The sequence below is a fragment of the Pseudomonas sp. Irchel 3H9 genome (assembly GCF_900187495.1).
GTDB classification, from domain to species: domain Bacteria; phylum Pseudomonadota; class Gammaproteobacteria; order Pseudomonadales; family Pseudomonadaceae; genus Aquipseudomonas; species Aquipseudomonas sivasensis.
Genome location: NZ_FYDK01000004.1, coordinates 80326 through 106398, shown reverse-complemented (window position 1 = coordinate 106398; position 26073 = coordinate 80326). Strand labels below are relative to the sequence as shown.

The following is a 26073-nucleotide window of genomic DNA, read 5'->3' as shown; positions in this document are numbered from 1 at the left end:
AGCACGACCAAAGATAACTTTACACCGTCTGTCAAAATGCCTTGAACAAATATGTCCATTTGCCACTTTCACTTGACCGGTAAATCACCTGACATCGCATGAAAACTATCTCTCATGGTGCAGCTCAGGATTCCACCATCGCCATCGCTTCTTCGACATCCACTGCGACCAAACGCGAACAGCCCGGTTCATGCATCGTCACCCCCATCAACTGATCAGCCATTTCCATGGCGATCTTGTTGTGGGTGATATAGATGAACTGCACGGTCTGGGACATCTCTTTGACCAGTCGTGCATAGCGTCCAACGTTAGCGTCATCCAATGGGGCGTCAACTTCGTCGAGCATACAGAACGGCGCCGGGTTCAATTTGAAGATGGCAAATACCAGGGCCAATGCGGTCAGGGCTTTTTCGCCGCCGGACAACAAATGAATGGTGCTGTTCTTCTTGCCTGGAGGCCGCGCCATGATCGTTACCCCTGTATCGAGTAGATCTTCGCCCGTCAGTTCCAAGTAAGCGCTGCCACCGCCGAAAACTTTCGGGAATAACGCCTGTAAACCGCTATTAATCTGATCAAAGGTATCTTTGAAGCGATTACGGGTTTCCTTGTCGATCTTGCGGATCACGTTTTCCAACGTATCCAGGGCTTCGACCAGGTCGGCGTCCTGGGCATCCAAATAACGTTTACGCTCGGACTGCTGCTGATATTCATCGATGGCCGCGAGGTTGATCGCGCCCAGGCGTTGGATACGTGCAGCAATCCGCTCAAGTTCTTCCTCGGCTTCTTTCTCGTTGGCCTGGGAGGTCAGGGTGTTGAGCACGCCGTGCAGGTCGTAGCCGTCTTCCAGCAATTGGTCTTGCAAGGTTTTGCGGCGCACGGTCAAGGCTTGCCATTCCATACGCTGTTGTTCGAGTTGGCCGCGAATCAATTGGGATTGCTGCTCGGCCTGGGTTCTGCGTTTTTCCGCGTCGCGCAATTCGCGGTCGGCGTCTTCCAGGGCGATCTGCGCGGTCTTGAGTTCTTCGTCGACGGTCATGCGCTTGTCGAGCAATTCTTCGAGCTTGAGGCGCAGCTCTTCCAACGGCGCTTCGCCCTCCTCCAGATTGAGGCTCAGTTGCTCGCGCTTTTCGGTGAGGCGTTCGGATTGCATCTCCAGGCGTTCAAGGGCCTGGCGTGTGGAATCATGCTGGGCGCGCAGCGAGCCGAGGCGTACCGCCAATTGGTGCGCGTGATCCTTGTGCTGCCGGGCTTCCTGGCGCACGCGGTCAAGGCGTTCGCGCAAGCTGTCGCGCTGGGCCAGTAGCAGTTCGCGCTGCTCGGTATCGAGGGCCATGCTGTCGAGCGCCTCCTGCAGGTGCAGGCGCGCTTCGCCGATCTGTTCATGTTCCAGGGCGCGTTGCTCGCCCATCTCGGCGACTTCTTCATCAAGACGGGTACGGCGCAGGGTCAGTTGTTCGGCCTTGGCTTTGCTCGCCGACAGTTGCGCCTTCAACTCGCCTTGCTGACGCGCTTCGTCCTGCAACAGACGGCGCAGGTGTTCGCGGCCGGTCTCTTGCTGGCGCTGGGTGGCGCGCAGGGTTTGCAGTTCGGTTTCCAGGCTTTCGAGGGTCGCTTCACGCTCTTCGCGCTCAGCGATCAGGTTGACGATTTCCTGGCCACGGGCCAGAACGCCACTTTCTGCTTCACTGGCGCGGCGAACCCGCAAAAAGTGCCGGCCGACCCAATAGCCATCGCGGCTGATCAGGCTTTCGCCGGCTGCCAATTGACCGCGCTGGGCCAGGGCCTGCTCCAGGGAATCCACCGGTTTGACTTGGCCCAACCACGGCGACAGGTCAATGGCGGCCTCGACCTTATCCAGCAGGCTGCCCGGCACCCGCGCACCATCGGCGGCGGGGCTGAGCAAACGCAGATCGCCTTGGGCAAACCCGGCCAAGTCGAAACCGCCAAAGTCATCCACCAGCACTGCTTGAAGATCGGCACCGAGCACGGTTTCCACTGCCAACTCCCAGCCGGCTTCGACCTTCAGGCCTTCCGCCAGGCGTGGCCGCTCGGCCAAATGCTGGTCGCGCAACCATTCGGCGGTGCCGGTACCTGGGTCCAACGCAGCTTGCTGCAAGGCTTCAAGGGATGCCAGCCGACCATTGAGCCGCTGCAAATCGCCCTGTGCCTGCTGCTGGGCCTGGGTCGCCTGTTGCAACTGCTGACGCAATTGTTCAAGGCGCTCTACTTGCTGTTCTTCGCTGGCTTCCAGCTCTTCCAGCGTCATTTCGCTTTCGGCCAGTTGCTCGCTGAGGTCCATGATCGCGGCGTCTTCCGGATCAGCGGCGAGCAATACGCGCTCTTCCTGCAAGCGGCGCTGGCGCTCGGCCAGGCGCTCCATGCTGGTTTCCAGTTGCTGGATGCGCGACTGCTGCACCTCGGCCTGGCGACGCGGCTCGGCCGATTGCAGGTTGAAAGCGTCCCACTGTTCCTGCCAGCCATGCATGGTGGTTTCAGATTCTTCCAGGGCGGCGGCGGCTTCTTCGGCGGCGGCGCTGGTGATTTCCTGCTCTGGGGTGAGCATGTCCAGCTCTTCCCCCAGGGTCAGCAGCAAAGTGCGGTCATGGCCCAGGTGAGATTCGGTCTCCAGACGCGCGCGTTCGGCTTCCTTCAGATCGTCCTGCAATTGGCGCAGGCGCTGCTGGCCGTGCTGGATGCTCTGCTCGACACGGGCGATGTCGCCGCCTACCGAATAGAAGCGGCCTTGCACCAGATTGAAGCGTTCGGACAGATCATGGTGCCCGTCGCGCAGACGCTCGATGCTGGCGTCGGCGTTACGCTGCTCCGCCACTAAGGCTTCAAAACTGATTTCCTGGGTACCGATGATCGCTTCGCGCTGCCCCACTTGCTCATTCAGCGCCTGCCAGCGCAGGGCCGAGAGTTGTGCCTTGAGCTGGCGTTCTTCGCCCTTGTATTCCTGGTATTTCTCGGCCGCCTGGGCCTGGCGGTGCAGGCGCTCCAACTGGCGCTCCAGCTCGTCGCGCAGGTCGGTGAGGCGGGCAAGGTTTTCGTGGGTACGGCGGATGCGGTTTTCGGTTTCGCGGCGGCGCTCTTTGTACTTGGAGATGCCGGCCGCTTCTTCAATAAAGTTACGCAGGTCTTCGGGCTTGGCTTCGATCAGCTTGGAGATCATGCCCTGCTCAATGATCGAGTAGCTGCGCGGGCCCAGGCCGGTGCCAAGGAAAATATCGGTGATGTCACGTCGACGGCACTTGGTGCCGTTGAGGAAGTAGCTGTTCTGGCTGTCGCGCGTGACTTTGCGGCGGATGGAAATTTCCGCGTAAGCCGCGTACTCGCCGATCAGGGTGCCATCGGAGTTGTCGAATACCAACTCGATACTGGCCTGGCTCACCGGCTTGCGGCTGGTGGAGCCGTTGAAGATGACGTCGGTCATCGACTCGCCGCGCAGGTTTTTTGCCGAGCTCTCGCCCATCACCCAACGGACGGCGTCGATGATGTTCGACTTGCCGCAACCATTGGGCCCGACCACCGCCGCCATGTTACTGGGGAAGTTCACCGTGGTTGGGTCGACGAAGGATTTGAACCCCGCCAGCTTGATGCACTTGAGCCGCACGCTTAGCCGTCCGCCAACGCTGCGATGACCAACGAGCTGCTGCGCTGGCAGTAGGCCGACAGCACCAGGCGAATCTGCGGCACGTCACGGGCCAGTACGGCGGCGAGCAGTTGCTCGAACAGCGCCAGGTACTCGCTCATGGAGGCCTTGCGCTGATCCAGGGCCAGGTAATAAGCGCGGTTCATTGCCGGCTGCAGGTTCTCGACGGTTTCCTGCAGGTACGGGTTGTTGGCAAAGGGGTACGCGGCGCGCATCACGTTAAAGCATTCTTCGACGAAGGCGCGGATGTCCTCACGCTCGAAATTGGTCACCAGGCGCTGCTGGATCTGCACGAACGGCGCCATGTCGGCCTGGGTCTGCCAGCCTTCGGCGACGGCATTGCCGAGCAGGATGTACAGCTCGCTCATCAGCGTGCACAGGCTCTGCACCTTGTGCGCGGTGAGCTCGGTCACGTGGGCACCACGGCGCGGCAGGATCGCGATGAGGTGGCGCCGTTCGAGGATCAGCAAGGCTTCGCGCACGGAACCACGGCTGACATTGAGTGCCAGCGTGACTTTCTGTTCCTGGATGCGCTCACCAGGCTTGAGATCGCCGCGAATAATGCGTTCGGCGAGGTGGTGAGCGATTTGCTCGGCGAGACTGTCCGGCGCCTTGAACGTCATGTTTTCCCTTCAAAATCTTCTATCGGTACAAGCGCGGCAGTGTAGCGCATTGGCTGGCTGATGGCGCTACGCCCACCGTGGCGAATTTGGCATGAAATAAGCAGCGGCTGAGCAGCGTAAGCCCGCAAAAACGCCGGTTCCAAAAGACTGGACCATAATTGAGAGTGTTGCGATCGCATTTTCTTGACCTGCTGGTCAGAAAATCATTGACCGAAAAGTCAGACATGACTAGATTCGGCGAAAAGCGGTTAACAACAATAATGAGTCTGCGAGGCCTTCCGTGATCCAGTTTTTACTCAACCAGGAACTCCGTAGCGAGCACGCCCTGGACCCCAACCTGACCGTGCTCAACTATCTGCGTGAGCACGTGGGCAAATCCGGTACCAAGGAAGGCTGCGCCAGCGGCGACTGCGGTGCGTGCACCGTGGTGGTCGGCGAGCTGCATCGCGACGATCAAGGCGTCGAGCAGATTCGTTATCGCAGCCTTAACTCGTGCCTGACCTTTGTGTCGTCGCTGCACGGCAAACAACTGATCAGCGTCGAAGACCTCAAGCACCAAGGCCAACTGCACAGCGTGCAGCAAGCCATGGTTGAGTGCCACGGTTCGCAATGCGGCTTTTGCACCCCAGGGTTTGTGATGTCGCTGTTCGCCCTGCAAAAGAACAGCGACGCTCCCGACAGCCAGAAAGCCCATGAAGCCCTGGCCGGCAACCTGTGCCGCTGCACCGGCTACCGCCCGATTCTTGCAGCCGCCGAACAGGCCTGCTGCAACAAGCCCCAGGATCAGTTCGACAGCCGCCAGGCCGAGACCATTGCACGCCTCAAAGCCATCGCGCCGACCCAAACGGGCGAGCTCAACAGCGGCGACAAACGCTGCCTGGTGCCACTGACCGTGGCCGACCTGGCCGACCTCTATGACGCCTACCCCCAAGCCCGCCTGCTGGCCGGCGGCACCGACCTGGCGCTGGAAGTCACCCAGTTTCACCGCACACTGCCAGTGATGATTTACGTCGGCAATATTGAAGAAATGAAGCGCGTCGAATCGTTCGACGACCGCCTGGAAATAGGCGCCGCCACCGCCCTCTCCGACTGCTACACCGCACTGCATCACGAATACCCGGACTTCGGTGAGCTGCTGCACCGCTTCGCCTCTCTGCAAATCCGCAACCAGGGCACGTTGGGCGGCAATATCGGTAACGCCTCACCCATCGGCGACTCACCGCCACTGCTGATCGCCCTGGGCGCGCAGATCGTGCTGTGCAAGGGCGACGTACGCCGCACTCTGGCCCTGGAAGACTACTTCATCGACTACCGCGTGACCGCCCGCCAGGACAGTGAATTCATCGAGAAAATCATCGTACCCAAGGGCCATACGCTGTTCCGTGCGTATAAGGTTTCCAAGCGCCTGGACGATGACATTTCCGCCGTCTGCGCAGCCTTCAATCTGAAGATCGACAACGGCGTAATTCGTGAGGCACGCGTCGCGTTCGGCGGCATGGCCGCGACACCAAAACGCGCGAAAAACTGCGAAGCCGCATTGGTCGGCGCCACTTGGAACGCCGCCACCGTGGAGAAAGCCTGCGCCGCCCTGGCCCAGGATTTCACGCCGCTGTCGGACTTCCGCGCCAGCAAGGAATATCGCCTGCTCAGCGCGCAGAACCTGCTGCGTAAATACTTCATCGAACTGCAAACGCCGCACATCGAGACTCGGGTGACCGCTTATGTCTAACCATCACGCCGTGGAAAAAACCCAGGCCGAACTCGCCGAGCTGTTCGCCCAGGACCTGACCTCCGGAGTCGGTCGCAGCGTCAAGCATGACAGCGCCGCCAAGCACGTCAGCGGTGAGGCGCAGTACATCGATGACCGCCTGGAATTCCCCAACCAGTTGCACCTGTATGCGCGCATGTCTGACCGCGCCCACGCTCGAATCATCAGCATCGACACCGCGCCCTGCTACGCCTTCGAAGGTGTGCGCATCGCTATCACTCACGAAGACGTACCGGGCCTGAAAGACATCGGCCCGCTGATGCCCGGCGACCCGCTGCTGGCCATCGACACCGTGCAGTTCGTTGGCCAAGTGGTACTGGCGGTTGCCGCCCGTGACCTGGACACCGCACGCAAAGCCGCCATGGCCGCCGTGATCGAATACGAAGACCTGGAACCGGTGCTGGACGTGGTCGAGGCCTACCGCAAAAAACACTTTGTGCTCGACAGTCATACCCATCAACGCGGCGATTCGGCAGGCGCACTGGCAACGGCGAAAAACCGTATCCAGGGCACTCTGCACATCGGCGGCCAGGAACACTTCTACCTGGAAACCCAGATCTCGTCGGTGATGCCCACCGAAGACGGTGGCATGATCGTCTACTGCTCCACACAAAACCCCACCGAAGTGCAGAAACTGGTGGCCGAAGTACTCGATGTGTCGATGAACAAAATCGTCGTCGACATGCGCCGCATGGGCGGTGGTTTCGGTGGCAAGGAAACCCAGGCCGCCAGCCCCGCCTGCCTGTGCGCAGTGGTGGCGCGCCTCACCGGCCAGCCGACCAAAATGCGCCTGCCGCGCGTGGAAGACATGCTGATGACCGGCAAGCGCCACCCCTTCTATATCGAATACGACGTGGGCTTCGACGACAGCGGCCGCCTGCACGGGATCAACCTGGAGCTGGCCGGCAACTGCGGCTGCTCGCCGGACCTGTCCAACTCGATTGTCGACCGTGCCATGTTCCACTCCGACAACTCGTATTACCTGGGCGATGCCACGGTCAACGGCCATCGCTGCAAGACCAATACCGCGTCCAACACGGCTTACCGTGGTTTTGGCGGGCCCCAAGGTATGGTCGCTATCGAAGAAGTGATGGACGCCATCGCCCGCCATCTGGCGCTGGACCCGCTGGCGGTGCGCAAGGCCAACTACTACGGCAAGACCGAGCGCAACGTCACCCACTACTACCAGACCGTCGAGCACAACATGCTCGAAGAGATGACCGCCGAACTGGAGGCCAGCAGCCAATACGCCGAGCGCCGCGAAGCGATTCGCCTGTACAACGCCCACAGCCCAATCCTGAAGAAAGGCCTGGCGCTGACACCGGTGAAGTTCGGCATCTCGTTCACCGCCAGCTTTCTGAACCAGGCCGGTGCGCTGATCCATATTTACACCGACGGCAGTATCCACCTGAACCACGGCGGCACCGAGATGGGCCAGGGTTTGAACATTAAGGTGGCGCAAGTAGTGGCCGAAGTGTTCCAGGTGGAAATCGACCGCGTGCAAATCACCGCCACCAACACCGACAAGGTGCCCAACACCTCGCCGACCGCCGCTTCCAGCGGCGCGGACCTGAACGGCAAAGCCGCGCAGAATGCCGCCGAAACCATCAAGCAACGGTTGGTGGAATTTGCGGCGCGCAAATACGACGTGAGCGAGGCGGACGTTGAATTCCACAACGGCCATGTGCGCGTGCGTGACCAGATCCTGACCTTTGAGGCACTGATCCAGCAGGCCTACTTCGCTCAGGTGTCGCTGTCGAGCACCGGCTTCTACAAGACCCCGAAAATCTTCTACGACCGCAGCCAGTCACGCGGGCGGCCGTTCTATTACTTCGCCTTCGGCGCAGCCTGCTGCGAAGTGATCGTCGACACCCTGACCGGCGAATACAAAATGCTGCGCACCGACATCCTGCATGACGTAGGCGCCTCGCTGAACCCGGCCATCGACATCGGCCAGGTGGAGGGCGGCTTTATCCAGGGCATGGGTTGGCTGACCATGGAAGAGCTGGTGTGGAACAACAAGGGCAAGCTGATGACCAACGGCCCAGCCAGCTACAAGATCCCGGCGGTGGCGGACATGCCGTTGGATCTGCGGGTGAAGCTGGTAGAAAACCGCAAAAATCCGGAAGACACGGTGTTCCATTCCAAGGCCGTGGGCGAACCGCCGTTCATGCTCGGGATTGCCTCGTGGTGCGCGATCAAGGATGCGGTGGCGAGTCTGGGTGACTATCGCCATCAGCCGAAAATCGATGCGCCAGCGACGCCGGAGCGAGTGTTGTGGGGGTGTGAGCAGATGCGCAAGTTGGCTGCTGCGAAGGTAGTTGAGGCTGATACCGAGATGGCTTCGCTCTAGAACGAGGCGCTGCCATCGGGGGCAAGCCCCACTCCCACATTTTGATCTGTGAATACCTTCAAATGTGGGAGGGGGCTTGCCCCCGATAGCGGCCTGACTGACAACAGTAATGTTGAGGTAAACATGAACAACTGGATCAGCGCCCTCGCCGACCTGCAAAACAGAGGCGAACCCTGCGTACTGGTGACCATCATCGAAGAGCTCGGCTCCACGCCGCGCAATGCTGGTTCGAAGATGGTAATCAGCGCCGCGCAGACCTTCGACACCATCGGTGGCGGGCACCTGGAATACAAGGCCATGCAGATCGCCCGCGAGATGCTCGCGCGCGGCCAGCAAAACACTCATTTGGAGCGCTTCAGCCTCGGCGCCAGCCTGGGCCAGTGCTGCGGTGGCGTCACCGTGTTGCTGTTTGAACCCATGGGCCAGGTGCAGGCGCAGATTGCGGTATTTGGCGCAGGCCACGTCGGCCGCGCGCTGGTGCCCTTGTTGGCGAGCCTGCCGTGCCGGGTACGCTGGATCGATTCCCGCGATCAGGAGTTCCCGGAACATATCCCCCAGGGCGTGCGTAAAATCGTCAGCGAAGAACCGGTCGACGAAATTGCTGACTTGCCGGCGGGCAGTTATTGCATCGTCATGACCCACAATCACGCGCTGGACCTGGAACTCACCGCCGCCCTGCTCAAGCGCAATGACTTCGCCTACTTCGGCCTGATTGGCTCCAAGACTAAGCGCGTCAAGTTTGAACACCGCCTGCGTGACCGTGGCTTCGACGCCGCGCAGTTGCAACGCATGCGCTGCCCCATGGGCCTGACCGAGGTGAAGGGCAAATTACCGGTAGAAATCGCCATCTCCATCGCCGGCGAAATCATCGCCACCTATAACGCTAATTTCGGCCAGCACACCGCGAGCGCCGAACCCATTGCCAAATTGCTGCCGGTGTCACGCCGCAGCCAAGCCACGAATTGAGATAACCATGCCTTTGACTCGCAAAGCCTACCGTGCCGCCATCCTGCACAGCATCGCCGACCCCGCCATCGTTGGGATCGAAGCGTCCTATGAGTATTTCGAAGACGGCCTGCTGGTGATCGACAACGGCCAGATCAGCGCTGTCGGCCATGCTGGCGACCTGCTGCCGACCCTGCCGGCCGACATCGAAGTCACCCATTACCAGGACGCGCTGATCACCCCAGGCCTGATCGACACCCATATCCACCTGCCGCAGACCGGCATGGTCGGTGCTTATGGCGAGCAGTTGCTGGACTGGCTCAACACCTACACCTTCCCGTGTGAAAGCCAATTTGCCGACAAGGCCCACGCCGACGAAGTCTCGGATATTTTCATCAAGGAACTGCTGCGCAACGGCACCACCACGGCGCTGGTGTTCGGCAGCGTGCATCCGCAGTCCGTGAACTCATTCTTCGAAGCGGCCGAGAAACTCGACCTGCGCATGATCGCTGGCAAAGTGATGATGGACCGCAACGCGCCGGACTACCTCACCGACACTGCCGAAACCGGCTACCAGGAAAGCAAGACGCTCATCGAGCGCTGGCACGGTAAGGGCCGTCTGCACTATGCCGTCACGCCGCGATTCGCACCGACCAGCACGCCGGAACAACTGGCATTGGCCGGGCAACTGCTGGGCGAGTACCCGGACCTGTACATGCAGACGCACATCAGTGAGAACAAGCAGGAAGTCGAATGGGTGAAGGAGTTGTTCCCGGAGCGCAAAGGCTATCTGGATGTTTACGACCACTACAACCTGCTGGGCGAGCGTTCGGTATTTGCCCACGGCGTGCACCTGTGTGATGACGAGTGCGCGCGGCTGGCAGAGACGGGCTCGGCGGTAGCGTTCTGCCCGACGTCGAACTTTTTCCTCGGCAGTGGGTTGTTCAACCTGCCAATGGCCGAGAAGCACAAGTTGAATGTGGGCCTGGGCACTGATGTGGGCGGCGGCACCAGTTTCTCGCTGCTGCAAACGTTGAACGAAGCGTACAAGGTCATGCAACTACAAGGGGCGCGGTTGAGCCCGTTCAAATCGCTGTACCTGGCGACCCTCGGCGGAGCGCGTGCACTGCGCCTGGAGGACAAGATCGGCACGTTGCAGCCGGGCACGGATGCGGACTTTTTGGTACTGGATTACAACGCCACGCCGCTGCTCAGCTATCGCTTGAAACAGGCGAACAACATTGCCGAGACGTTGTTTGTGTTGATGACGCTGGGGGATGATCGGACGGTGTTGCAGACCTACGCTGCCGGCCAACTCGTGCACCAACGCTGATCTCAACCGCTACACAAAACCAAACGTGGGAGGGGGCTTGCTCCCGATGGCAGTGGTTCAGTTAGTCATGTGTTAACTGATCCAGCGCTATCGGGAGCAAGCCCCCTCCCACATTTGTTTCCGGGTGAACCGGGGAAATTACAGTTTGACCGAAGAACGCCCCGGCTTTTTGGTCTGCAGCAAATGCGAAAACACCGCATGCAAATCATCCGACGCACTTTCCTCATCGAGGTTGAGCTTGCTGTCGATGTGATCCATGTGATGCATCATCAAATTCACCGCCAGTGTCGCGTCCCGCGCTTCAATCGCGTCGATCAACTGGGTGTGCTCATCATACGAACAGTGCGAGCGGTTGCCGCTTTCGTACTGGGCGATGATCAGTGAGGTCTGGGACACCAGGCTGCGCTGGAAGCTGATCAGCGGCGCGTTCTTTGCCGCTTCGGCCAGCTTGAGGTGGAATTCGCCGGAGAGGCGGATACCCGCACCGCGATCACCACGGGAGAAACTGTCGCGCTCGTCGTTGACCATCTGGCGCAGCTCGGCCAGTTGTTCGGCGGTAGCATGCTGCACCGCCAACTCGGTGATCGCCCGCTCCACCAGACGCCGTGCCAGGAACACTTGGCGCGCCTCTTCCACGCTTGGACTCGCCACCACCGCGCCGCGATTGGGCCGCAGCAGCACGACGCCTTCATGGGCCAGGCGCGACAGTGCGCGACGAATGATGGTGCGGCTTACGCCGAAGATTTCGCCCAGTGCTTCTTCGCTCAATTTGGTGCCGGGCGCCAGGCGTTGTTCGAGGATGGCCTCGAAGATATGCGCATAGACGATATCGTCCTGGGTTCCGCTGCGACCGGCCTTGCCGGCTCGCGGTTGTTTCTTGAGAGGTTGCAACTGTTCGTTCATGGGCACTCGGGTTTGGAGAACGGCGGCGAATTAACGGTAATACGGCAAGCGAGGGTCGCTGGCAAGTATCACCTAAAAACACGGCACATTGTACACAACCCAATGCGCCAACACACTGTACGGCTGATTGCGCCGGCGGCTGTATTGCAATGAGTAGTTACGTTTGAGTTTAGGCTTGAATCTGCGCCGTCACCGGCAAATACCCAGGTAAAAGGAACACCTCTCCATGACCGAAGCCACTCAAGCGCCTTTGCGCCCGCTGGCCGACACTTCTCCATCGGCCATCGTCGCGGGTTTCATTGCGATGATGACCGGCTACACCAGTTCCCTGGTGCTGATGTTCCAAGCCGGGCAAGCCGCCGGCTTGACCACCGCGCAGATTTCCTCATGGATCTGGGCAATTTCCATCGGCATGGCGGTGTGCAGCATCGGCCTGTCCCTGCGCTATCGCACACCGATCACCATTGCCTGGTCCACGCCTGGCGCGGCGCTGTTGATCACCAGCCTGGGCGGCGTGAGTTATGGCGAAGCCATCGGTGCCTATATCACCTGTGCGGTGCTGGTGACGATCTGCGGGCTGACCGGCAGCTTTGAAAAACTGGTCAAACGCATTCCTGCCTCACTGGCGGCGGCCTTATTGGCAGGGATCCTGTTCAAGATCGGCAGCGAGATTTTCGTTGCCGCGCAGCATCGCACCGGCCTGGTGCTGGGGATGTTCTTCACGTATCTGATCATTAAGCGTCTGTCGCCACGTTATGCGGTTCTGGCCGCGCTGGTGATCGGCACCGCGCTGTCCGGGGTCATGGGGCTGTTGGATTTCAGCGGCTTTCACCTGGAAGTCGCGACGCCGGTCTGGACCACGCCGCACTTCTCACTGGCCGCGACGATCAGCATCGGCATTCCGCTGTTTGTGGTGGCAATGACTTCGCAAAACATGCCCGGCGTCGCCGTGTTGCGCGCCGACGGCTATAACGTGCCGGCATCACCACTGATCACAGCCACCGGCCTGGCCTCGCTGGTACTGGCACCTTTTGGCTCCCATGGCATCAACCTGGCGGCGATCAGCGCAGCCATCTGCACCGGGCCCCATGCCCACGAAGACCGCAACAAACGCTACACCGCGGCCGTGTGGTGCGGGGTTTTCTACGGGATTGCTGGCGTGTTCGGCGCCACGTTGGCGGCATTGTTCGCAGCATTGCCCAAGGAGCTGGTGCTGTCGATTGCGGCATTGGCGTTGTTTGGCTCGATCATCAACGGCTTGAGTATCGCCATGAATGAGCCGAAGGAACGGGAAGCGGCGCTGATCACCTTTATGGTCACCGCGTCAGGCTTGACGTTGTTTTCCATCGGGTCGGCGTTCTGGGGGATTGTGGCGGGGGTATTGACGCTGCTGATTCTGAACTGGCGCAAGGCATAAAAAAACGGCGACCCTCAGGTCGCCGTTTTTTTCAGTATCACTTAGCCGCGTTGATCGGCTTTTCCGGATACCACACGTCCAGCAACGGGCTGACTTCAGCCTTGGTCAGCTCGGAACGGGTTTTCAGCCAGGCTTCAACAGCAGCGCGCTGCTCTTCGGAGACCGAGCCACGCTTCTGCAGGCAAACCAGACCGAAGTCATCGCCGCCGACATAGCCCAGACCGTTGGCTTCCATGGCTTCTTTGATGAATGCTTCGAGGAAAGCGTCGATAGCTTCTTCACTCAGGCCTTCGTTGAAGTCCAGGTTCAGTTCGAAACCCAGCTCTTGAAATTCATCAACGCACAGTTTTTTGCGCAGACGCTGGGAACGGTTAGTCGCCATTGGAACAATCCTCATAAGTAATAACGGGCGGCACTTTAGCAGTTTAAGGCGACGATTGCCCGACTCTCTGGGACAGGCGGCACTTTGCCTGTAAAAAAAACGCTGATTTCCAGCTATGGTTCAGCCACAAGCGCGCCCACCTTGGGGCATAATGCCGACACTTTCATGACCAATGAGGGATTTTTCCTATTTACCCCTCGCCTTTTTCACCCTCCTCAGCAGTAGGGTTTCATTTCTTATGATCAAATCTTTACGTTCACTCTTGCTAGCCGGTCTCCTCTTGCCACTGGCCCTCAGCGCCACAGCTGCCCCAGTCAATAACACCCTCCCCCCGAATGTTCAGCAGGCCCTGGCCAAAGCCAAGCTGCAAAACACCGCGCTGTCACTGGTGATGATCCCCCTGAACGGCCCTGGCACCCCCACCGTCTTCAACGCTGACGTCTCGGTAAACCCCGCGTCCACCATGAAGCTGGTTACCACCTACGCCGCCTTGGAAATGCTCGGCCCCAACCACCAGTGGAAAACCGAGTTCTACACCGACGGCACCCTCAGCGGCGGCGTGTTGCATGGCAACCTTTACCTCAAGGGCGGCGGTGATCCCAAGCTGAATATGGAAAAACTCTGGCTGTTGATGCGCGACCTGCGCGCCAATGGCGTACAGCAAGTCACTGGCGACCTAGTGTTGGACCGTGGCTTCTTTATCCCGCCACAACTGCCGGAATTCAATGACGACGGCAACGACGAGAACAAGCCCTTCTTGGTTAAGCCCGACGCCCTGCTGGTCAACCTCAAGGCCCTGCGCTTTGTGACCCGCAACGACTCAGGCCGTGTGATCGTATCGGTGGAGCCGCCGATCGCCAGTATTCGCATCGACAATCAGGTCAAGGTTTCCAACGCCAAGCAATGCACCGGCGACGTGCGCTACAACCCGGTCACTGCCGCCGATGGCAGCGTGACGGTCACCGTCAGTGGCCAACTGGGCGACGGCTGCAGCTCCCAGACGTACCTGTCGCTGCTCGACCATGCCACCTATACCGCCGGCGCCGTGCGGGCAATCTGGCAGGAGTTGGGCGGCAGCATCCAGGGCCGTGATATCCAGGCGCCCGTGCCCAAGGATGCCAAGGTGTTGGCCCGCGCATTCTCGCCGGACCTGGCGGAAATCATCCGCGACATCAACAAATACAGTAACAACACCATGGCGCAGCAGTTGTTCCTGAGCCTGGGCGCGCAGTTTCGCAACGATGCCGACGGCGACGACGCCAAGGCCGCGCAACGTGTAGTGCGTCAGTGGCTGGCGAAAAAAGGTATCACTGCACCCCATCTGGTGATGGAGAACGGCTCCGGGCTGTCCCGTGCCGAACGGGTCAGCGCCCGCGAGATGGCCGCGATGCTGCAAGCCGCCTGGAAAAGCCCCTACGCTGCCGAATACATCAGTTCGATGCCGATTGCCGGCACCGACGGCACCATGCGCAAACGCCTGAAGACCACTGCGATGCGCGGCGAAGCCCACGTCAAGACCGGCACCTTGAACACCGTACGCGCCATTGCCGGGTTCAGCCGCGACAACAACGGCAATACCTGGGCGGTGGTGGCGATTCTCAACGATCCGAAGCCATGGGGCGCTTCGTCGGTGCTGGATCAGGTGCTGCTGGACCTGTATCGCCAACCTAAATTGGCGGCTTCAGCCCCAGTACTCTGACGCTGAACTGGAGCCTGTGGTGAGCGGCTTGCCCGCTCACCACAAAGGTCACTCAACACAGCGGCGTCGCCTCTACCCGATCCCTGCCCGCCTGCTTGGCTACATAAACGGCCGAGTCGGCGCGCAGCAACAACCCATCAATACCTTCGTCGATCCGCCAACTGGCCACACCAAAGCTGGCAGTGACGATGCCCACCGCGTCCATAGGCTCGTTGCGCAGCGACTGCCACAATTCCATCGCCAGGCTGTAGGCCTGTTCGCCACCGGTGTTGGGGCAGAGCACCATGAATTCCTCGCCACCCAGCCGACAGAAGACATCGGAACGACGCAAGCGTTGGCCGATGCGTTTGCACAACTCCTGTAACACCGCGTCGCCGACCGCGTGACCATGCTTGTCGTTGATGCGCTTGAAGTGATCGATATCGAGCATGATCACCGACAATGCCCCGCTGGTCCGATTGAGCCTCACCATCTCGGCCCTGAGTCGGTCCTGAAAATAGCGTCGATTGTGAATTCCGGTCAGGGAATCAGTGATGGACAGTGCGCGTAGCTCCTCTTCAACCCGCTTCAAATCGGAAATGTCCGACACGTAGCCATGCCACAGCGTACCGCCACCCGGTAACTCTTCCGGTGTGGCTTCGCCGCGAATCCAGCGCAGACCCCGTTGTGGCAACTGCACCCGGTACTCTTCGCGCCAATGGCTCAACTGCAACGCCGACAGGCGAATCGAGGCTCGTACCCGCTCCACGTCCAGCGGGTGGATACGCTCGAAAACTTTCTTCGCGTCCTGCTGCAACACACCGGTTTCGATTTCATAAATGTCGCGCATACCATCGCTGGCATAGATGAACCGCCAGTTTTCGCGGGGTTCCAGGGTGAACTGGAAGATACCGCCGGGCACATGGGCGCTGAGTTTCTTGAGCAGGCGGTCACGGGCCGCCAATGCTTCGTAAGCGCGTTTTTGCTCGGTAATGTCCAGGTAAATCGCCAAGTGCCCGATCCACAAACCGTGATCATCCAGCAACACAGTGGCCAGCATGTTCACAGTCAACTGGCTGCGATCCTCGCGCACCAAGGTCCATTCCCGGGCTTCGTGCAGGTTATCCGGGCTCTCGACCAGCATCGCCTGACTGGCAGGGATTCGCTTGCCCAAGGCCACGCTCAGGCTAGCTGCACGGGCTTCCAGTTCCGACGCCAAGTGCAAGCTTTCCAGGGTCAACTTACCCACCACCTGCTCGGCTGAGAACCCGAGCATTTGTTCGGCACCGGCATTGAAGGTGTTGATGACGCCGCGTAAGTCGGTGGCAATGATGGCGACCTGGGTCGCCGCATTCAGCACGCTGCGCAGTTGGCCATGGGCACCGCGTAACTCCTGCTCACGCAGGCGCAACTGCACGGTACGCTGTTCCACCAGCTTCACGGCGCGCTGGCGTTGGCTCACCAGCACATAGAGCAAGGCGCTGAGCAACAGGCTGAGCAACCCGCCCATCGTCAGGATCGTGATCAACGAAGAATGGTTAGTCTGGTCGAACACCTGGCTCGGACGCAGGGTCAGGGCATAAACGTGGTCCCCCAAGGTAAGACGGCGCGCACCGATCAGGTCGCCGTTTGCCACGCTATTGCTCGATTCGTAGAGCACACGTTTCTGTAGGTCGGAGGTATCGACGATCTGCATCACCAGGTTGTCACGTTCCGGCTTGGGCAAGCCGTCAGCTACTAACTGGCGCATGCTGATCACGGCCATCACGTAGCCAAAGGGCTCATGCTGGGACTGCTCGGAAGTGGACAGGTGACTGACCGGCGCCACCAGCAATACCCCAGTGGCATAAGCAGGCTCAACGCCTACCAGTTGCATGGGCTGGGAAACCGCCAGCTTGCCGCTTTTTTGTGCGCGTTCAAGGGCTGAGCGCCGCAGGGGCTGGGCCAGCAGATCAAAACCCAATGGCGAGCCCAGCAAACTTTGAGTCTGGCTGTAGAGCACCGGCACGTATTCATCACGCTCGGGCGCCGGGGCCAGTTCTCCGGCGCTATTTAACTCACGGATGACAAAGGGCGTACCACGCTGGCGGGACACCTCTTGTTCGAACTGGCTGCGTTGATCGCGAGACACGCGCGGCGCCCAGGCGTAGGCCCGGGTGCGCAATAGCAAAGGCTGGGCGAAACCATCGAATTCTTCACGGGACACGTCGTCGGAATTGACGAAGAACCGCCGCAGGCTGTTCAAGCGCTGTTCCTGATCTTCGAAGCGTTCCTGCAGGCGGGTATACCGCTCGTTGACCAGCAACTGGAAACGCTGGCGCACCTGTTGTTGATAGAGATCGAAGGACGCCCAGGCGACGATGAGCGTCAGGGTACAGCCCGCCAGAAACACCACCAATGCCACCAGCCAAGCCGACGCCTGCTCACTGATAAAGCCTAGGATTTTCGGGCGAACGGCTTGCATCGGCATAAGCAACACTCACAACGCCAGCGTGCGGGGGTGTCACTTTGGCTAGGCCTTAAGTTATAGCTATCGGCCCAGAGTTTGACCAGCGTAAAAAAGCCGCAAGACCGGATTAAACCAGGCTTGCGGCTTCAGGCTGTTGGTTAACCGCGAGCGGTGATTTTCCAGGCCCGATGGATCTTGGCGTTGCGCGCAAAATCCGGATCGATGGTCTTGTCGCTGATTTCCTCGACCGTGTAGCGCTCGCTGAGGTTTTCCTCCAGCGCGAACTTGCGGAAGTTGTTCGAGAAATACAGCACACCACCCGGTGCCAGGCGTGCCATCGCCAGGTCCAGCAACTGCACGTGGTCACGCTGCACGTCGAAAATGCCTTCCATGCGCTTGGAGTTGGAGAAGGTCGGCGGGTCGATGAAGATCATGTCGAACTCATCGCGGCTGGCCTCCAGCCAGGCCATCACGTCACCCTGCTCCAGGCGGTTCTTGTCGGAGAACCCGTTGAGGGAGAAGTTGCGACGCGCCCAGTCCAGATAGGTCTTGGACAGGTCAACGCTGGTGGTGCTGCGCGCGCCACCCTTGGCTGCATGCACACTGGCGGTGGCGGTGTAGCAATACAGGTTAAGGAAACGCTTGCCGGCCGCTTCCTTCTGGATACGCATGCGCATCGGGCGATGGTCTAGGAACAGGCCGGTGTCGAGATAATCGGTGAGGTTGACCAGCAGCTTCACGCCGCCTTCACTGACTTCGGTGAACTTGCCTTGGGCGCTCTGGCGCTCGTACTGCTTGGTGCCGCTCTGGCGCTCACGACGCTTGACCACCACGCGGCTCTTGTCGATGTTCAGCGCCTGAGGGATCGCCGCCAGCGCATCGAACATACGTGCGGAAGCTTTTTCCGGGTCAATGGACTTCGGCGCGGCATATTCCTGCACATGCACCCAATCGTGGTACAGGTCGATGGCCATGGAGTATTCGGGCATATCGGCGTCGTACACGCGATAGCAATCCACCCCTTCACGCTTGGCCCACTTGCCCAGCAGCTTGAGGTTCTTCTGCAGGCGGTTGGCGAACATCTGCCCGCCTTCGCTCAGGCGCGCCTGCTCGACCACAGGGGCCGGGGCTGGCTTGATCGGGTTGCCGTTCTTGTTGTACTGGCGCTCTTGTGGCTCGACCGGGGCTTGGTCGTAAACAGCCTGCTCACGTTCAGCCTGGCGCTGTTCCGGGGTACGACGCTCGCCGGTAACGAACTGATCCGGGTTGACCTTGATCAGCAGCAATTTGCACGGCAACGCGCCGTTCCAGAACGAATACTGCTTGTGGCTGCGAATGCCCATGCGCTTGCCCAGGTCCGGTGCGCCGGTGAACACCGCGGCTTCCCAGCCCATGCAGGCCTGGCGCAGACGCTCGCCGAGGTTCTGGTAGAGGTACAAGAGGCTGGCTTCGTCACCCAGACGTTCGCCGTAGGGCGGGTTGCAGATCACCAGGCCTTTCTGGTTCTGGTCCGGGCGCGGCTCGAAGGTGCCGACTTCGCCCTGGTACACCTTGATCCAATGGCTCAGACCAGCACGCTCGATGTTGTTGCGCGCGGGCTGGATCAGACGGGGGTCAGCCTCGTAGCCACGCACCCACAGCGGGGTTTTGTTCATGCCGATGGCGGCACGTTCAGTGGCTTCTGTATGAAGTTTCTTCCACAGCGCCGGCACGTGGCCAAGCCAGGTGGTGAAGCCCCACAGTTCGCGGTTGAGGTTGGGGGCCATGTCGGCGGCAATCATCGCGCCTTCGACCAGGAAGGTCCCCACACCGCACATCGGGTCAGTCAGCGCGCCGCCTTCGGCAGCAATACGCGGCCAGCCGGCACGAATCAGGATCGCCGCCGCCAGGTTTTCCTTCAACGGCGCCGCGCCCTGCTGCAGGCGGTAGCCGCGCTGGTGCAGGCTGTGGCCGGAAAGATCGAGGGACAGGATTGCTTCGCCACGGTCCAGGCGCAGGTGAATGCGCAGGTCAGGGTTGATCTTGTCGATGGACGGGCGTTCGCCGGTCGGGGTACGCAGCTTGTCGACGATCGCGTCCTTGACCTTCAGCGCGCCGAAGTGGGTGTTGTCGATGCCCGAACCGTGACCGCTGAACTCCACCGCCAGGGTGCCGTCGGAGACCATGTGGTCGGCCCATTCGATGTCCAGCACGCCGTGGTAGAGATCTTCGGCATCCTTCATCGGGAAGCGCTTGAGCACCAGCAACACGCGGTTGGCCAGGCGCGACCAGAGGCACAGGCGATAGGCGGTTTCCATGTCGGCCATGCCGCGCACGGCCGAGGTGTGCTCGCGGGCTTCCTCAAGGCCAAGCCCGACGGCTTCCTCGATCAGCAGGCCTTCGAGGCCCTTGGGGCAAGTGAGGAAGAGTTCAAAACGGTCCGACATGGGGCATTCCAGGCTTTTCAGCAATAAATGAACGGGCGACGCATCGCCGGTTCGGTTTTCAATCAAGCACTTTTCTCGAAGAGTGCTCGCGTGGCACGAATGTGCCGTCCCACCCCGTCTGACGGGCCCTTGAGCCTTTATTGACGGGGCAGAGTGATTTTTTTAAGCAACAAAAAGAAATATTCCGACCCTTCGTCGAATAGTAACCGACCGCAACGGGCCAGCATTCTCACTAAAGGATTAAACCCGTCCTCTTTGCAGGGTGCATCATAGCTGGCTTTGCCTCAAAAAAGGGGCGAAAAGCCATCCCAGCTTATGGCTATAGCATCGTAATCGTTACGTGCTTATGACAAAACGATCATTGAATCCGTGTGACCTATTGGTTAGAACTCAACACAGGTTGGCGCCGTAACGACGCCAACACCTAGGCTCGCCACGCCGGCAGCGAGCCCACCAACGGCAGAAAAACTCTGCCCGGCCTCAGACGAGGCCGAAGGATATCAAGACAGTCAACAAGTGAGGGAAACACCCTATGAGAAGACTTAAGCGTGATCCGTTGGAAAGAGCTTTTTTACGCGGATATCAATATGGCGTTCATGGCAAATCCCGTGAGCTTTGCCCATTTACTCTACCGTCGGTACGCCAAGCCTGGATCAACGGCTGGCGAGAAGGACGAGGCGACAACTGGGACGGTATGACTGGCACTGCGGGAATCCACAGACTCAACGAACTTCACGCCGTCGGCTAATCAAGGGCACTTAATTCCGACACCACCACGAATAGATGACGACTTAACCACGCACGCCCTCTCAAGGCGGCGGGCTTCGGCCCAGGGGCTCCTTTTAAGGAGCCCTTTTTATTGGGCGATCCTTCAACGCAATGCTGCGATCGCATCCACCGATTGACGAATAAGTGCCGGGCCTTTGTAGATAAACCCGGAGTACAACTGCACCAGGCTCGCGCCGGCAGCGATCTTCTCGGCAGCGTGCTTGCCTTCGGTGATACCGCCCACTGCAATGATCGGCAAACGCCCGGCCAACTCAGCAGCCAACACCTTGACGATATGGGTGCTCTTGTCCCGCACCGGCGCACCTGACAGGCCACCGGCTTCGTCGCCATGGGCCAACCCTTCGACGCCGACACGGCTTAGGGTGGTGTTGGTAGCGATCACTGCGTCCATACCCGAATCCACCAGGGCTTGGGCCACCAGCACGGTTTCCTCGTCACTCATGTCCGGGGCGATCTTGATGGCCAGCGGCACGCGCTTGCCATGGCGCACTGCCAAATCTTCCTGGCGCTGGCGTAGGGCTTCGAGCAATTGCTTGAGGGAGTCACCGAACTGCAGGCTGCGCAAGCCCGGTGTGTTCGGCGAGCTGACGTTGACGGTGACATAGCTGGCGTGGGCGTAGACCTTGTCCAAGCAGATCAGGTAATCGTCCACCGCTCGCTCAACCGGTGTATCAAAATTCTTGCCGATATTGATGCCGAGGATGCCCTTGTACTTCGCAGCCTCAACCCGCGACAGCAGGTGATCGACGCCGAGGTTGTTGAAACCCATGCGGTTGATGATCGCCTCGGCTTCAGGCAGGCGGAAGATCCGCGGCTTGGGGTTACCGGGCTGCGGCCGTGGCGTCACGGTGCCGATCTCGACAAAACCGAAACCCAGTTGCGCGAAGCCATCGATGGCCGCGCCGTTCTTGTCCAGGCCAGCGGCCAGTCCGACCGGGTTGGGGAAGTCGAGCCCCATCACTGATACCGGCATTTTTGCGGGTGCCTTGCATACCAGGCCGTTGAGCCCCAGGCGGCCACCGGCGCCGATCAGGTCCAGGGACAGATCGTGGGAGGTTTCCGGGGAGAGTTTGAACAACAGCTGGCGGGCCAGGGTATACATGGGCGGGCTAGACTCGGATGGCGGCGAAAGGTGGCGGCGATTATAGCCGGGGTGACGGGGTGCACGCGAGGCGTGCTACCCAAACATCAATAGCGCTGCTGTACGAGCAACTCATAGCGTGCCCAAATTTTCTCTGCATAGCGCATGCGCAATGCGTCGCGCTGAGGGCCTGAGCCGGCGCCAACATTGTAGGAACCTACCGCCGTCCAGTTGTAGCCAAAGCGCTGAATGAAATCGGCCAGTATGGAAGCGCCTACTTCCACTGAGAGGCACGGCTCACTCAACAGCCGTTCCTCGGTAATGCCCAGCTTGAGCAAGCGGGGCAAATGGATACTGTTGATCTGCATCAGGCCGATGTCACGCGTACCATTCTGGTTTGCGTGGTTGATCGCATCTGCACGAAACCCCGACTCCACGGCAGCGATAGCCTGCAGCAATTCAGGCTCGATACCGTAGCGACTGGCGGTTTCCTCCCAGCAGTAGGCAAACGCCTGGTTTGCACTGATCAATAGGCCGAGCAACAGCAGCCTGCGCCACAGCTTAGCCACGCCTGAGCTGGCCACAGGCCGAACACAGGTGCTGCGCGGCATCCGTATGCCCAGCCCCATGCCGCTCAACGTTCACGGGACAGGTGAAGCGATACCCACGACCGTAGATGGTCTTGATAAACCCCTTGTCGGCTCCAAGATGCTTGCGCAGCGAGTAAATGCAACGGGTCAGTGACTCCTCCGCGACCTCCCCTTGTGGCCAGGCCAGTTCAAGCAAATGATCCTTGGTCATCAGGACACCGCCAGAGGCAAGCAGCAACCGCAAAACATGCAGCTCCTTGGGCGGCAACTGAACATCGCTGACTTTACCGCTTAGACGACCATCGCCATGCAGTATCCACTGGGAGAAATACAGGGAAGTCGCAGTCAACCCATCATTCACGACGGCCATATCCACCTCGGCATCCGACTCATTCCTTATTTCCAGTACTGGCTCTTGTGCCCACGTCATGACTATAAAAAACCGCCTTGCAGCCCACGCTAGGAAAAAACCCATACAGCCGCCGCTTTTCAGCATCACCCTGTAAGACCGTTCATTTACAACTGTCAGATGCCCCTTTTCGATAGACCTCGTGCAATTCAATCCCCAGGCGATCCTCCAACTGCACCAACTCCCCCAACGCCAATAGCCGGCCGTTAACCCGAACCTCCACGCAGTGGTTGATTCCAGGCGCCAATGGCAGCACCTTCCCAGGCGCAAAGGCTGAAAGGCGCCTGAAACTGACCAGTTGTTCCTGTAGAAGAATTTCCATATGCACGGGTTAGCACCTTTTTCACGGAGAGATATCGCGACCCGGGTGCACAAACGCACGTTGCACACGTTCGTATTGCGCCGCAGTCAACGGTGGCGCACCAACGCCTGCCGGTAAGGCCTTCTCGCTACCCACGGCCCGGGACTGAATCACAAACAGACGAACCTTGGCCGAGCCATTTGATACGGCGTTTCGTCCCTGCTCATTGGCCTCACGGCTAAACGGCCCCAACCACAGGCGCTTGCCCTGCGGCACTTGCACCACGCTACTGATACTAACCCGCCCGACCGCGCTCGGTTTGCCGCGCCGACCGGCCTGGCTCATCTGGCGACCATCCTCAACGTGGAGAAGCATCTCGATCTGATTCGCTTCGGCAAAACGCGGCAACACGCTGACTTGGGAGCCGTAATGCACAGGCTTCCAATCAGCATGATCCTGTCCGGGAGCGGGCAGGTAGAAGGTGTGGTTATCCTGAAATACCGCTGGCACGTTCTCTTGGGTGAGAATCACCGGTAACGTCATCACTTTCGCTCGCCGCCGATGCTCCAGCGTGGCGATTTGCGCCATCAAGCGGTTATCGTCAATCGGTTCCAGGATTCGCGTGGCCTGACCCTTCGCCTCCTTATCCCAGGCAGGCTCCAGTTTTTTCAGGTCGTCACGCTCTACGTCCACCATCCAGAGCGAGACTTCGACAGACCGCTTGGGTGTGTCCAACTCGGCGATCAATCGCTCGATGAATCCCAATTGCTCAGGTTCGCCCTTGATCAGCAGGCTGTTGGTATCCAAATAGGGGATCACCGCCAGACTCTTGTCGGCCAGCGGTCCGTCCTCCTCAGACGCCAGAAGGGTGTCGATCAGCGACGCGATCCCCGGCACCGAGACCTTTTCCGGGCCCATGGAGTACACCCGGTCAGCAACATGGGTGTTGAGTACCTGGACGACAGCAAACGCCTGGGTACCCACGCGCAAATCAGCACGTTCAAGGTCCATCAATTGGGCCAGTTGCAACACCTGATCGACATAATTAGGCGGACCCGACACGGAGAATGTCCGAGCTCCGCTGATCCTAAGGGGGTAGCGCGTTTCATCAACCCCAGAGCGGCGCATGAGGGCACGAAACCTGTCGACGGATATATGCAACAACGTCACGGTCGAGCTTTTTGCTTCGCTGACGTCATAGAGGTAGAGCGCCTGCCCGTCGCCGTACCAGATCAAGCCGTATTGCAATGCAAGCGTCTCCAGGGCGTGTTGAGGGGTATCGAGGTCAATGACTTCACTGATGCGTGTGCGCGCTACTTCACTGCTCACGACAATGGGCAGGCCCATAGGCACGGACAAGGCAGTAAAGACGGTATGCAGGCTCTCGTCCTGCGCCTGATAGGTTTCGCCATGGGCATCGGCACCTCCCAGCATCAGCGCGGCAAGCAGTAGCCAGAGGCAGGGAGTCGTTAAGGGGAAGTCAGCGTACACCGTAGGTTTCCTGGGCGGCCTGGCACTGAGAGGCGGCCATACTGAGAGGCCGTCCATTTTCAATCTTGATGGAAAGGTGACGGCCGACAGCGCTTCCAGGCCCGTGGCATGTGCCTTGCTTTGCACTCGGTATCAGAGCGCACTCCAACGGCGGAGCGAGCTTACGGACAAAGGCGTCGTTACCCGCAATGGCCTTGCATCGCCATCTGAGGGAACGGCGCTTTTTTTTGAAAGAAAAGGTAGGTGTTGATGAACGATTCGGTTGGCAGCAGCCCGACAAGAGACCCACTGGCCTGGGTCAACGGCAGTGATGCTCCGGAAAAGAGCAGCCTCGACCTGGGCTTCATGGCTTTGAGCGACTGCGCCTCCCTGGTGGTGGCGGCAACCCAGGGCTTCGCTCAACCTTATGGCCTGACGCTAAACCTCAAGCGCCAATCCTCGTGGGCCAACCTGCGGGACAAACTGGTCAGCGGTGAACTGGACGCCGCCCACAGCCTGTACGGGTTGATCTATGCCGTTCACCTGGGCATCGGCGGCGTCGCACCCACCGACATGGCCGTGCTGATGGGATTGAACCAGAACGGTCAAAGCATCAACCTGTCCCACGCCCTGCAACGACAAGGGGTGGTCACTCCTGAGGCATTGGATCGTCACGTGCACCAAAGCCGAACAAAACTGACCTTCGCCCAGACCTTTCCCACAGGTACCCACGCCATGTGGTTGTACTACTGGCTCGCAAGTCAGGGCATTCATCCGTTACAGGATGTGGACAGCGTCGTGGTACCGCCCCCGCAAATGGTTGCGCACCTGCAAGCTGGTCGGATTGATGGCTTTTGCGTCGGAGAACCCTGGAGTGCCAGCGCAGTCGCGCAAAACCAGGGCTTTACACTGGCAACCACCCAAGCGATCTGGCCGAACCATCCAGAAAAGGTGCTCGGCTGCACACAGGCCTTCGTCGACCAATACCCCAACACCGCCCGCGTATTGGTCATGGCTATCCTCGAAGCCAGCCGCTTTATTGAAGAAAGTATCGAAAACCGACGTTCCACCGCGCAGTTGCTCAGCGGCCGCGAGTACCTTGACGCGCCTCTCGACTGCATCGAACCCCGCCTGCTGGGCATTTATGACGATGGCCTGGGCAACCACTGGCAGGATCCCCATGCCCTGCGCTTTTTCGCCGATGGCGAAGTGAACCTGCCATATCTCTGCGATGGCATGTGGTTCATGACCCAGTTTCGACGCTGGGGCCTGCTGCGCGAAGACCCTGATTACCTGGGCGTTGCGCGCCAGGTCCAGCAACTGGCGCTTTATCGCCAGGCGGCAGACGCGCTGGGCATCAATGCGCAACGCCAGGACATGCGCAGCAGCCAACTGATCGACGGCAAGGTGTGGGACGGCTCGGACCCCGTCGGCTACGCCCGCAGTTTCCGATTGCATGCCATCGCCGACCACGCCAACCGCCAAGCCTTGCGCTGACAGGAGC

The 26073-nt window shown here is 59.8% G+C and carries 19 protein-coding genes; 8 read left to right on the top strand and 11 right to left on the bottom strand.

Annotated elements, in window-relative coordinates; all coding sequences use genetic code 11:
• Window positions 1-124: 124 nt before the first annotated feature.
• A complete protein-coding gene (gene smc / locus CKW32_RS15715) occupies window positions 125-3613 on the bottom strand; it encodes a chromosome segregation protein SMC (RefSeq protein WP_032887631.1) in 3489 nt (1162 codons plus the stop codon).
• A 2-nt stretch (window positions 3614-3615) separates the two neighbouring features.
• A complete protein-coding gene (locus CKW32_RS15710) occupies window positions 3616-4275 on the bottom strand; it encodes a GntR family transcriptional regulator (protein WP_032887629.1) in 660 nt (219 codons plus the stop codon).
• 280 nt (window positions 4276-4555) lie between these two features.
• Between CKW32_RS15710 and xdhA the strand changes: the two genes are divergently transcribed.
• The 4 genes from xdhA (at window position 4556) to guaD (ending at window position 10674) form a co-directional block, all read left to right on the top strand.
• Window positions 4556-6004, top strand: coding sequence for a xanthine dehydrogenase small subunit (gene xdhA / locus CKW32_RS15705; RefSeq protein ID WP_095185356.1), 1449 nt, complete (start codon window positions 4556-4558; stop codon window positions 6002-6004).
• Complete coding sequence (gene xdhB / locus CKW32_RS15700) at window positions 5997-8396, top strand: xanthine dehydrogenase molybdopterin binding subunit (RefSeq protein ID WP_032887626.1); 2400 nt, start codon at window positions 5997-5999, stop codon at window positions 8394-8396. Before xdhA ends, xdhB begins: the two co-directional genes overlap by 8 nt.
• Before the next feature lie 123 nt (window positions 8397-8519).
• Complete coding sequence (xdhC, locus tag CKW32_RS15695; protein ID WP_095185355.1) at window positions 8520-9362, top strand: xanthine dehydrogenase accessory protein XdhC; 843 nt, start codon at window positions 8520-8522, stop codon at window positions 9360-9362.
• Between the two features lie 7 nt (window positions 9363-9369).
• Window positions 9370-10674, top strand: a complete 1305-nt coding sequence (gene guaD, locus CKW32_RS15690; protein WP_095185354.1) for a guanine deaminase — start codon at window positions 9370-9372, stop codon at window positions 10672-10674.
• A gap of 138 nt (window positions 10675-10812) precedes the next feature.
• On the opposite strand, the gene CKW32_RS15685 is transcribed toward guaD, so the two are convergent.
• Window positions 10813-11577, bottom strand: a complete 765-nt coding sequence (locus CKW32_RS15685) for a GntR family transcriptional regulator (protein ID WP_017134778.1) — start codon at window positions 11575-11577, stop codon at window positions 10813-10815.
• 226 nt (window positions 11578-11803) lie between these two features.
• Here CKW32_RS15685 and CKW32_RS15680 point away from each other — a divergent pair, with 226 nt between their 5' ends.
• Window positions 11804-12994, top strand: a complete 1191-nt coding sequence (locus CKW32_RS15680) for a benzoate/H(+) symporter BenE family transporter (RefSeq protein WP_095185353.1) — start codon at window positions 11804-11806, stop codon at window positions 12992-12994.
• 37 nt (window positions 12995-13031) lie between these two features.
• Here the strand turns inward: CKW32_RS15680 and CKW32_RS15675 are convergent, their stop codons facing one another.
• Window positions 13032-13376 carry a YggL family protein gene (locus CKW32_RS15675; protein WP_016979277.1) on the bottom strand — a complete coding sequence of 115 codons (345 nt, stop codon included), beginning with the start codon at window positions 13374-13376 and terminating at the stop codon, window positions 13032-13034.
• A 238-nt stretch (window positions 13377-13614) separates the two neighbouring features.
• Here CKW32_RS15675 and dacB point away from each other — a divergent pair, with 238 nt between their 5' ends.
• Window positions 13615-15075, top strand: coding sequence for a D-alanyl-D-alanine carboxypeptidase/D-alanyl-D-alanine-endopeptidase (gene dacB, locus CKW32_RS15670; RefSeq protein WP_095185352.1), 1461 nt, complete (start codon window positions 13615-13617; stop codon window positions 15073-15075).
• 52 nt (window positions 15076-15127) lie between these two features.
• Here the strand turns inward: dacB and CKW32_RS15665 are convergent, their stop codons facing one another.
• Together CKW32_RS15665 and rlmKL are read right to left on the bottom strand one after the other, a co-directional pair.
• Window positions 15128-17524, bottom strand: coding sequence for a diguanylate cyclase (locus CKW32_RS15665; RefSeq protein WP_095185351.1), 2397 nt, complete (start codon window positions 17522-17524; stop codon window positions 15128-15130).
• 137 nt (window positions 17525-17661) lie between these two features.
• A complete protein-coding gene (rlmKL, locus tag CKW32_RS15660) occupies window positions 17662-19929 on the bottom strand; it encodes a bifunctional 23S rRNA (guanine(2069)-N(7))-methyltransferase RlmK/23S rRNA (guanine(2445)-N(2))-methyltransferase RlmL (RefSeq protein ID WP_032887613.1) in 2268 nt (755 codons plus the stop codon).
• 532 nt (window positions 19930-20461) lie between these two features.
• Between rlmKL and rmf the strand changes: the two genes are divergently transcribed.
• Window positions 20462-20677 carry a ribosome modulation factor gene (gene rmf / locus CKW32_RS15655; protein ID WP_002553055.1) on the top strand — a complete coding sequence of 72 codons (216 nt, stop codon included), beginning with the start codon at window positions 20462-20464 and terminating at the stop codon, window positions 20675-20677.
• Between the two features lie 123 nt (window positions 20678-20800).
• On the opposite strand, the gene CKW32_RS15650 is transcribed toward rmf, so the two are convergent.
• The 5 genes from CKW32_RS15650 to sctC all read right to left on the bottom strand — a co-directional run bounded on the left by CKW32_RS15650 (window position 20801) and on the right by sctC (window position 24590).
• Complete coding sequence (locus CKW32_RS15650) at window positions 20801-21820, bottom strand: quinone-dependent dihydroorotate dehydrogenase (RefSeq protein ID WP_095185350.1); 1020 nt, start codon at window positions 21818-21820, stop codon at window positions 20801-20803.
• A gap of 86 nt (window positions 21821-21906) precedes the next feature.
• Window positions 21907-22368, bottom strand: coding sequence for a transglycosylase SLT domain-containing protein (locus CKW32_RS15645; protein WP_032888087.1), 462 nt, complete (start codon window positions 22366-22368; stop codon window positions 21907-21909).
• On the bottom strand, window positions 22361-22759 hold the full coding sequence (locus CKW32_RS15640) for a winged helix-turn-helix domain-containing protein (protein WP_032888085.1): 399 nt from the start codon (window positions 22757-22759) through the stop codon (window positions 22361-22363). The genes CKW32_RS15645 and CKW32_RS15640 overlap by 8 nt, the downstream gene beginning before the upstream one ends.
• A 142-nt stretch (window positions 22760-22901) precedes the next feature.
• Window positions 22902-23126 carry a FliM/FliN family flagellar motor switch protein gene (locus CKW32_RS15635; protein WP_032887609.1) on the bottom strand — a complete coding sequence of 75 codons (225 nt, stop codon included), beginning with the start codon at window positions 23124-23126 and terminating at the stop codon, window positions 22902-22904.
• Between the two features lie 15 nt (window positions 23127-23141).
• The gene (sctC, locus tag CKW32_RS15630; RefSeq protein ID WP_371854008.1) at window positions 23142-24590 is read right to left on the bottom strand and encodes a type III secretion system outer membrane ring subunit SctC; all 1449 of its coding nucleotides are present in this window, start codon (window positions 24588-24590) and stop codon (window positions 23142-23144) included.
• Window positions 24591-24839: 249 nt separating this feature from the next.
• Between sctC and CKW32_RS15625 the strand changes: the two genes are divergently transcribed.
• On the top strand, window positions 24840-26066 hold the full coding sequence (locus tag CKW32_RS15625) for a CmpA/NrtA family ABC transporter substrate-binding protein (protein WP_032887605.1): 1227 nt from the start codon (window positions 24840-24842) through the stop codon (window positions 26064-26066).
• The last annotated feature ends 7 nt before the right edge of the window (window positions 26067-26073 follow it).

Excerpts from the sequence above, each read along its gene's own strand:
- CKW32_RS15710 (WP_032887629.1), bottom strand. The coding sequence starts at position 4,275 with ATGACGTTCAAGGCGCCGGACAGTCTCGCCGAGCAAATCGCTCACCAC.
- xdhB (WP_032887626.1), top strand. The coding sequence starts at position 5,997 with ATGTCTAACCATCACGCCGTGGAAAAAACCCAGGCCGAACTCGCCGAG.
- xdhC (WP_095185355.1), top strand. The coding sequence starts at position 8,520 with ATGAACAACTGGATCAGCGCCCTCGCCGACCTGCAAAACAGAGGCGAA.
- guaD (WP_095185354.1), top strand. The coding sequence starts at position 9,370 with ATGCCTTTGACTCGCAAAGCCTACCGTGCCGCCATCCTGCACAGCATC.
- CKW32_RS15685 (WP_017134778.1), bottom strand. The coding sequence starts at position 11,577 with ATGAACGAACAGTTGCAACCTCTCAAGAAACAACCGCGAGCCGGCAAG.
- CKW32_RS15680 (WP_095185353.1), top strand. The coding sequence starts at position 11,804 with ATGACCGAAGCCACTCAAGCGCCTTTGCGCCCGCTGGCCGACACTTCT.
- CKW32_RS15675 (WP_016979277.1), bottom strand. The coding sequence starts at position 13,376 with ATGGCGACTAACCGTTCCCAGCGTCTGCGCAAAAAACTGTGCGTTGAT.
- dacB (WP_095185352.1), top strand. The coding sequence starts at position 13,615 with ATGATCAAATCTTTACGTTCACTCTTGCTAGCCGGTCTCCTCTTGCCA.
- CKW32_RS15665 (WP_095185351.1), bottom strand. The coding sequence starts at position 17,524 with ATGCCGATGCAAGCCGTTCGCCCGAAAATCCTAGGCTTTATCAGTGAG.
- rlmKL (WP_032887613.1), bottom strand. The coding sequence starts at position 19,929 with ATGTCGGACCGTTTTGAACTCTTCCTCACTTGCCCCAAGGGCCTCGAA.
- rmf (WP_002553055.1), top strand. The coding sequence starts at position 20,462 with ATGAGAAGACTTAAGCGTGATCCGTTGGAAAGAGCTTTTTTACGCGGA.
- CKW32_RS15650 (WP_095185350.1), bottom strand. The coding sequence starts at position 21,820 with ATGTATACCCTGGCCCGCCAGCTGTTGTTCAAACTCTCCCCGGAAACC.
- CKW32_RS15640 (WP_032888085.1), bottom strand. The coding sequence starts at position 22,759 with ATGGCCGTCGTGAATGATGGGTTGACTGCGACTTCCCTGTATTTCTCC.
- CKW32_RS15625 (WP_032887605.1), top strand. The coding sequence starts at position 24,840 with ATGAACGATTCGGTTGGCAGCAGCCCGACAAGAGACCCACTGGCCTGG.